The following is an 8,240-nucleotide window of genomic DNA, read 5'->3' on the forward strand; positions in this document are numbered from 1 at the left end:
TTTCAACCGCAGAATAGAATCTTGAACGTGGATTAGGGAGTCTGTTTTATTAATTAATAATCAGCGGGCGATCGCCTTTTTACATCTCTGCTTTGATTAGTGCGATCGCGTTTGTTTTTCCTGCCTTTTTTAATTTGCTGACTCATCTCCACAAACAAATCCCTACGCAGATAAGGATAGTCGCTCACCCACACGTCACGGCTGGGAATATAAATATCTGAAACTTTGGCAATTTTGCCTAAATCTTCTTGATTTGACATAATTAACATTAAAGCAGCTTGGCCGGGGGCAATTCCTTGGTGATCTTTCCGCAAGGGAGCTCGAAGTGTAGTAGTAAATCCGGTTTTGTCGCCGACTTCTAAATTAATTCGCGGTTCTAGGTTGTCAACTATTACGAGTTGTCCTTTTTGATTGACTGTTTCTTCTTGACTGGTGACTTCATCTGTAATATATATATCCAAAACTCGTCCTTGCCAAAAACCGCAGTATTGATATTTGCGACATTCTGCATTCCGCAAACTCGCCCACAAAATCGGCCCCCACAGCCAGTACAAACCAGCTATCAATCCGGTGATTAAAACTAGCGGTCCGACATCGGAACCGGCGAAGTTGTAGACTACCAGGAGGAAAACTACGCTGACTGCAGAGATTAACATTCGCCTCAAAAAATCTGGCGGTTTTCCCCAGATATATTTATATTGCGCTCCGGTGGCGACGGCGGGAATTAGTTCTTGAAAGGTTTCACGGGTTAAGGGAATTAACATAGGAAGTTCGGCAACGAGCAATGTACGGGATGCAACGGCTGTCTGTTCGGAAGCGGATTATATTAAGGGATTTAACAGATTTAAGGGATGGATGTTGAGCTCAAAAATCAGAAGTTATAAGTCAAAAGTTAGAAGTTAGATTAATTCCCATTACTTATGACTAATGACTAATGACTAATGATTAATGGCTACAAGATTTTTTCCAAGCCGTAAACGAGCGATCGCAATTCAAGGACTTTGCGTATAGACAGCAAGACTCCTGGCATATAACAAGCGCGATCGCTCGTATCGTGTCGTAAAGTATAAACTTGACCGGCGCCGCCAAAAATTACCTCTTGGTGGGCAATTAAACCGGGCAAGCGGATGCTGTGAATGCGAATCCCTTCATCGGCTAAAGAGCCCCGAGCTCCGGCTAATTTTTCGGTTTCATCCACCTCGGGGGGATTGAATGTTTTTCCCATTTCTGCTAGCATTTGGGCAGTTTGAATGGCTGTGCCGCTGGGGGCGTCGGCTTTTTGATTGTGGTGCAGCTCGATAATTTCAACGTGTTCAAAATACTGAGAAGCTGTGACAGCGGCCTGTTGGAGCAAAACCATGCCGATCGAGAAATTGGGTACGATCAAACAGCCGATGCTGGCTTTGTCAGCAAATTCAGCTAAGTTTTCAATTTGCTTGCTGCTCAAGCCGGTAGTGCCCACTACCGGGCGAATGCCGTAAGCTATGGCCGATCGCACGTTTTCATAAACTGACGAAGGGTGCGTAAAATCTACCATCACGCCTAACTGCTTTTCCTGAGCTGCTAATACCAGCATTCCTTGCAAGTCGTCAGTGATGGGAACTTCTAACGGGCCGCATCCGGCTAATTCGCCGGCATCGGCGTTGAGGCACTCAGGAGAACGGTCTACAGCCCCAAATAAGGTCATGTCACTAGCATGGGCGATCGCCTTAATTACTTCGCGGCCCATTTTGCCTGCAGCACCGTTAACAATCACCGGAATCGGAAGTTGATTCGCCATCATCTCAAAAATATCCTGAAAGTTTGATCGACTAAATTTTAACGCTTGTGCGAATTTGGGGAAACAACGAATGAAAGACAGGATTTGTCGGCAAATCTTCAAAAACCCGGTACCCGTTCGAGAAATACTTTGCCAAATCGAGTAATTAGCTTAAAGAAACTCGGTTGCGGCACAAGTTCTGAAAAAATTACATTCAATCTCATATTAAGCTCAATTCTGTAAGAACAGACTTGTGCGGAGCGAATTTGCACCCATATATTTTTTCTGTGACTGCCAACTTCTCTCGAAATCTTCGTTGTGTAATGTCTGTCGCAACTGGCTTCGACCTGAGTTCTCAAAACCGACGGGTCAGGATTTTGCCTGCAATGCTTGCGGGCGCGACTGTAACGCTGCTGAATATGGGAATTCGGCAGTTGGGAGGCCTGCAAAGCTTGGAATTGGGAAGTTTTGACTCGTTAGTGCGCTTGCAGCCAGATTCGGGTCCCGATCCGCGACTGTTGGTAGTGGGAATTTCTGAGGCCGATATTCAAGCTTTGGGGAGATTTCCGATTTCCGACGGTGCGATCGCTCAAACCTTGACAAAACTGCAAAAGTATCAGCCAAAAGTCATCGGTTTGGATTTGTACCGGGATTTGCCTCAAGCGCCGGGACACAAAGAATTGCTGGCCGGGCTGAAAGCACGGAATGTTGTGGCGATTTATAAATTGAGGGATTCAGAAAGTGAGGGAGTGGCTGCGCCCCCGGGGATACCGCCCGATCGGCTCGGTTTTAACGACTTCGTGCTCGATCCTGATGGCGTTGTACGCCGCAATTTGCTCTCAGTCTCGCAACCAGACAAAAAGATTGCTTTATCGTTTTCTGTGCAAGTGGCTTTGCTGTATCTCAAAGACAGAGTACAGCAGAAAAATAGTTCTGTTCATCCCCACCAAATCAACTGGGGAAAGGCAGAATTTGTGCCTTTAACTTCTCACAGCGGCGGCTATGCAAATCTCGACGCCAAAGGCTACCAAATTCTGCTCAAATACCGTTCTGGTAAGGATGTGGCGCGACAAGTCAGTATCACGCAGGTATTGAAGGGGGAAATTGAACCAAGCTGGGTTAAGGGAAAAATTGTGTTGATCGGGACGACTGCACCGAGCACCAGAGACGTGTTTCTGACGCCCTACAGTCCCGTTAAAAAGCAAAGTCCGAAAATGCCGGGAGTGCTTCTGCACGCGCAAATGCTCAGCCAAATATTGAGTGCTGTTTTGGATGGGCGATCGCTCTTTTGGGTGTGGCCGGAATGGGCGGAAATTTTGTGGAACGGTGCTTGGGCGATGGTTGGCGGGGTTTTGGCTTGGCGGATTCAGCATCCTGTGAAGGCGGGATTGGCTGGGGGTGCGGGATTGATGGGACTGTTGGGGATTAGTTATGGGATTTTTACTGGGGGTGGGTGGGTACCGTTAGTGTCGCCGACTTTGGGTTTGGTGGTGACTGGTGTGGGTGTCAGTGCTTACAGAAAGCTTTACGATGCTTTTCACGATTCTCTGACGGGTTTGCCCAACCGGGATTTGTTCGTGGATTGTCTGGGGCGGGCGATCGCCAATACTAGGGGCCGGCGTAGCTATCTGTTTGCGGTGCTGTTTCTGGATTTAGACAGGTTTAAGGTGATTAATGATTCTTTGGGTCATTTGGCGGGGGACGAACTGCTGATGTCGGTGGTGCAGCGGTTGAGGGCGATTATTGGCTCCGGGGATACTGTGGCGCGGGTGGGGGGTGACGATTTTGCGATTTTGGTGAGGAATGTTGATGTTGGCAGTGCGGTGGATTTGGCCGGTCGCATTCACCAAGCTTTAATTTTGCCTTTTGATTTGAAGGGGCAGGAGGTGTTTGTGACGGCAAGTATCGGGATTGCGGTGGGCGGCGAACCTGCTACTGTCAGGGAACAGCCGGAACACTTGCTGCGGGACGCCCACACGGCGATGTACCGGGCGAAGGCTTTGGGAACGGGAAGGTATCAGGTGTTTAATGCTTCGATGCACGCTTTGGCGGTGGAGAGATTGCAGTTGGAGACTGATTTGCGGGTGGCCTTGAAGCGTCAGGAGTTTTTGCTGCATTACCAGCCGTTTGTATCTTTGGCAACTGGTAGGATTATTGGGTTTGAGGCTTTGGTGCGCTGGCAGCACCCGCTGCGAGGTTTGATTTCGCCGGTGAAATTTATTCCGGTGGCTGAGGAAACGGGGGCAATTGTACCGCTGGGTGAGTGGGTGTTGGAGGAGGCTTGCTGGCAGTTGCGGCTTTGGGAGGGAATGTTTGATTTCGATCAGCCTTTAATTATGAGTGTAAATTTGTCGGGAAAGCAGTTTGCCCAGCCGGATTTGGTCGATCGCATTCAGATGATTTTGGAAACAACGGGTTTGAGTGCCGATAGTTTGAAGTTGGAGATTACTGAGAGTGTGGTGATGGATGATGTGGAGTCGGCGATCGCGGTTTTAAAGCACATGAAGCAGCTTAATGTCAAGTTGGGAATTGATGATTTTGGCACTGGTTATTCGTCGTTGAGTTATTTGAGTCGTTTTCCTACGGATACTTTGAAGGTTGATAAGTCGTTTGTGGGGCGGATGGAGCTCGAAAGCGAGGGGGAGAATGTGGCGATCGTCCGCACGATTGTGGCGCTGGCTCACGCTTTGGGTATGGATGTGATTGCTGAGGGTGTGGAGACGGCGGCACAATTAGCTAGGTTAAGGGCGATCGGCTGCGAATACGGTCAGGGTTATTTTTTTGCTAAGCCGTTACCGAGCGAGGCTGCGACTGCTTTGATGGCTTCCGAGCCACAGTGGTAGTCATTAGTTATTAGTTATTGTACCTTAGAGCTAAAATAGAAAGTCGATCGGGTTCCCAAAACAGCTCTTTAATCTGTTGGATGCTAAATTTAGTGTTATCTCAACAAACATGAAGCTAAAAGAACTTGTCAGTCATCTCGTTATCGAGTATCGAAATTAACAAAGTATGCTCTTAATTTAGATAATCCATTCGGTAGCCATCAAGCTGTAATATTTCAGCGTCGTTTAGAATTGTATCAATAAAACTATGAGTTACTGTTAGCATATATTTTAACTAAAACTATTGATACGGAAGCAGTTTTAGGACTAAATGACAAACACGGACAGCGCTATGCTGTGGAATTGGCAATTCTGGGCATACAAGGACAGGACGGCAGGAGATTTTCCGTACAGCTTGGATCGTAGAACCGGGTAGTAATAGGGCGAGACTGGTAACACTATTCGTTCGGAGGTAAGCACGATCTTACCAGAAGTATTTGATGTAGTAGAATTGTTAGTAATATTGCCTGAATATAATTTACACCTAGGTGCTAGAGGGGCTATTGTAGATTGTTATGATGATGGGAATTACGAAATAGAATTTAGCGACCGCTCTGGCGAAACAATAGTTTTGTGTACTCTGTCTACCGAGCAGTTTTTAGTTGTTTGGAAGTCGAAAGAAAGGCGTTGGTTGTCTGTATCGGAACTATTAGCTGCGATGGTTGAACGTTTGTCTGATGAACGTCAGCAACAAATTTTAGAGTTGGCGTGTTCTGTGTCTCAGAAATAGTCTGTTTTTGGCGGCGTTTTGAGAGAAATCACACAAACTCTGCACTTGGATTTCAAGGCTGCAGATCGACTGTTGTCCGCTTGTATGTCACAATAAACAAGCAATTATTATATTTTGAGTTATCCTGTGAGTCCTACTGCCGAAGTCAGCAATACCCTAAATGCGGGCGTTCTACCAACCGTTACCGCTACCCCAGCCCGCCGCCCTGTTTTTCCCTTCACTGCAATTGTTGGCCAGGAGGAGATGAAACTGGCGCTGCTGTTGAATGTCATCGATCCCAAAATTGGCGGGGTCATGATTATGGGCGATCGAGGTACTGGTAAATCTACCACAATCCGCGCCCTCACTGATTTGCTGCCGGAAATTGAGGTGGTGGCTGACGATCCTTTTAACAGTCATCCCAGCGATCCAGATTTGATGAGCGATGAGGTGCGCGATCGCACTTTATCTCAAACTGACCTTACAATCGCGCGCAAGAAAGTTCAAATGGTAGACTTGCCTCTGGGCGCTACCGAAGACCGAGTTTGCGGTACGATCGACATCGAGAAAGCTTTGTCAGAAGGTGTTAAAGCTTTTGAACCCGGTCTTTTAGCTAAAGCTAACCGAGGCATTCTGTACGTTGATGAAGTCAATTTGCTCGACGATCATTTAGTCGATGTTTTGCTCGACTCGGCCGCCAGCGGTTGGAATACTGTTGAAAGAGAAGGCATTTCGATCCGCCACCCGGCTAAGTTTATTTTAATCGGTTCCGGGAACCCAGAAGAAGGAGAATTGCGGCCGCAGTTGCTCGACAGATTCGGGATGCACGCAGAAATTCGGACTGTGAAAGACCCGAATTTAAGAGTGGAAATTGTCGAACAGCGATCGAGTTTTGACCAAAATCCAGCGGAGTTTCTCGCGAAATACCAGCGCGAACAAGATGAACTGCAGCAGAGGTTGGTGGAAGCCCAGGAAAGATTGAAATCGGTAACTATCGATAGAGAGTTGCGGGTAAAAATCTCCCAAGTTTGCGCGGAATTGGATGTAGACGGGCTGCGGGGCGATTTGGTGACGAATCGGGCTGCGAAAGCTTTCACGGCTTTGGAATGCCGCACAGAGGTGACTGTGGACGATATTCGCCGGGTGATGACTTTGTGTTTGCGGCACCGATTGCGGAAAGACCCGCTAGAATCAATAGATTCGGGGTATAAAGTGACTAAAGTGTTCGATCGGGTATTCGGCCTAGAAACAACTGAGGGGTAATTAATAATTGGTAATTGGTAATGGGTGGTGAGGAAACATTTCCCAAATTTTTAATGCCTCTTTCCCCATTTCCAATTACTAATTCTGGCAATGGAAAAACGAATTTTAGGATTAGATCCCGGCTTAGCAAATCTCGGCTACGGGGCAATTTGCTGTCAAATTGTCCCCGGTAAACAAGATGAAAACTTTGTTTCGATGATTGATTGCGGCGTGATCAAAACAATGCCAAAACAAGAAATGGGACAGCGCCTCAAAACAATTTACGAAGATTTGCACGCGGTAATTGAAGAGATTAAACCAGATGTAGCAATTGCCGAAAAATTGTTTTTTTACAAGATGGGAAATACCATACTGGTAGCGCAAGCGCGGGGTGTTTTGACACTGGTATTGGCGCAGTGTGGAGTGCCGCTGTTCGAGTTTACGCCGGCTCAAATTAAGCAAGCTTTGACAGGCCGCGGTAATGCGGATAAGTCCGAAGTGCAAGAGGCCGTGGCGCGGGAGTTAGAGTTGGGTTATATTCCGAAACCCGATGATGCGGCGGATGCTTTGGCTGTGGCTTTGACTGGTTGGTACGATGATGATATTTGTCCCAAGAAAATACAGTTGGAAACAGGAAAAATTTGAGGCAATATCAAATTATCGGCAAATTAAGGACAAATCCGGGCAAGACATCTTCTCCTGATAAACTCACAGGAAACTGTGCAATCTCTACCTCGCGAGAAGGGCGATAAATTTCTACTTGTTCGTCTTGAGGATTAATTAGCCAACCCAAGCGCAAGCCGCTGTTGAGGTATTCCTGCATTTTCTCCTGAAGGGGTCGCAGCGGGTCTGTGCGCGATTTCCCTACGGGATAGCTTCGCTTCACCCAATTCAATGACAAAATCAGGACAAATTGGCGGAAATTTCTCTTGTTGTTCTTCTGTTAAAGCCGACCATCTTTCCAAGCTAACCCAAGCCGCGTCTGGAGATTGATCGCCATTATTGGGCAACCTAAAAATTGTGGAAGAACTAAAAACTCTCCCTAGCTGCGTTTGTTGATTCCACATCCAAACCAAGCCAACTAAATCGGCTTCTCGATTGCCGCTGACTCCGCCTACTGGTGACATAATGATAATTTCTCCTTTAGCAGTCGGTTCAAATTGCCAATCTCGATTCATCTGGCATAAACGGTAAAACTGTTCGTCCGTTAGTTCGACAGTATCTAAGTTTAAAGTAACGGTTGTCATTTTTCCCAAATCCCTAGAAATATGAGCTCTGCAAACCTATTTTAGCGCTGCTTTTTATCAAGGATCGACGAAACTAATCTAATTTAACATCACTCCTCTGCAAAAATAGTTAAGCGTTGAAATGGGTTTAAACATCAGGCGGGCTAGGGCGTTAATGCCAGATATCGATCGCATTTAACATCATTCCTATGCCAGAGCACTGAAGCTTTAACACGGGTTCCAACCCCAGACGGACTATTGCGAAGTCCAAAATATTAGTTGAAAATGTAATGAGGTTCGATCGCCCAATTCCACCTTCACTCCAAAAAATGCTATAATATCAAATTTAATTGCTAAACTTGTCCCGCCAGCAGAGAACACAGGAAAATAATATGATGATTATTACCTCCCAACAAATTGCC

Annotated in this window: 8 protein-coding genes and 1 pseudogene; 6 read left to right on the forward strand and 3 right to left on the reverse strand. The window is 46.6% G+C overall.

Annotation, left to right across the window (positions count from 1 at the left end):
- Nucleotides 1-53: 53 nt before the first annotated feature.
- Together QUA45_RS02995 and dapB are read right to left on the reverse strand one after the other, a co-directional pair.
- Complete coding sequence (locus QUA45_RS02995) at nucleotides 54-764, reverse strand: phosphate ABC transporter permease (protein WP_333150410.1); 711 nt, start codon at nucleotides 762-764, stop codon at nucleotides 54-56.
- 188 nt (nucleotides 765-952) lie between these two features.
- On the reverse strand, nucleotides 953-1,780 hold the full coding sequence (gene dapB / locus QUA45_RS03000; protein ID WP_333096078.1) for a 4-hydroxy-tetrahydrodipicolinate reductase: 828 nt from the start codon (nucleotides 1,778-1,780) through the stop codon (nucleotides 953-955).
- A gap of 302 nt (nucleotides 1,781-2,082) precedes the next feature.
- Here dapB and QUA45_RS03005 point away from each other — a divergent pair, with 302 nt between their 5' ends.
- The 6 genes from QUA45_RS03005 (at nucleotide 2,083) to ruvC (ending at nucleotide 7,237) form a co-directional block, all read left to right on the forward strand.
- Nucleotides 2,083-4,602, forward strand: coding sequence for an EAL domain-containing protein (locus QUA45_RS03005; protein ID WP_333096046.1), 2,520 nt, complete (start codon nucleotides 2,083-2,085; stop codon nucleotides 4,600-4,602).
- Nucleotides 4,603-4,884: 282 nt separating this feature from the next.
- Entirely contained in the window at nucleotides 4,885-5,007 is a 123-nt protein-coding gene (locus QUA45_RS29040) for a hypothetical protein (RefSeq protein ID WP_445304926.1), read from the forward strand.
- Nucleotides 5,001-5,057 (forward strand): hypothetical protein, encoded by a 57-nt coding sequence (locus tag QUA45_RS29045; protein ID WP_445304927.1) that lies wholly within the window; start codon nucleotides 5,001-5,003, stop codon nucleotides 5,055-5,057. The genes QUA45_RS29040 and QUA45_RS29045 overlap by 7 nt, the downstream gene beginning before the upstream one ends.
- A gap of 5 nt (nucleotides 5,058-5,062) precedes the next feature.
- Complete coding sequence (locus tag QUA45_RS03010) at nucleotides 5,063-5,371, forward strand: DUF4926 domain-containing protein (RefSeq protein WP_333096079.1); 309 nt, start codon at nucleotides 5,063-5,065, stop codon at nucleotides 5,369-5,371.
- A gap of 126 nt (nucleotides 5,372-5,497) precedes the next feature.
- A complete protein-coding gene (bchI, locus tag QUA45_RS03015) occupies nucleotides 5,498-6,613 on the forward strand; it encodes a magnesium chelatase ATPase subunit I (RefSeq protein ID WP_333219316.1) in 1,116 nt (371 codons plus the stop codon).
- Between the two features lie 90 nt (nucleotides 6,614-6,703).
- A complete protein-coding gene (gene ruvC, locus QUA45_RS03020) occupies nucleotides 6,704-7,237 on the forward strand; it encodes a crossover junction endodeoxyribonuclease RuvC (RefSeq protein ID WP_333096048.1) in 534 nt (177 codons plus the stop codon).
- Between the two features lie 7 nt (nucleotides 7,238-7,244).
- Here ruvC and QUA45_RS03025 read toward each other — a convergent pair.
- Nucleotides 7,245-7,839, reverse strand: a pseudogene (locus QUA45_RS03025) (Uma2 family endonuclease).
- Nucleotides 7,840-8,240 lie beyond the last annotated feature (401 nt).

Origin of the sequence: Microcoleus sp. Pol12A5 (assembly GCF_036701435.1) — a bacterium.
Classification (GTDB): Bacteria; Cyanobacteriota; Cyanobacteriia; order Cyanobacteriales; family Microcoleaceae; genus Microcoleus.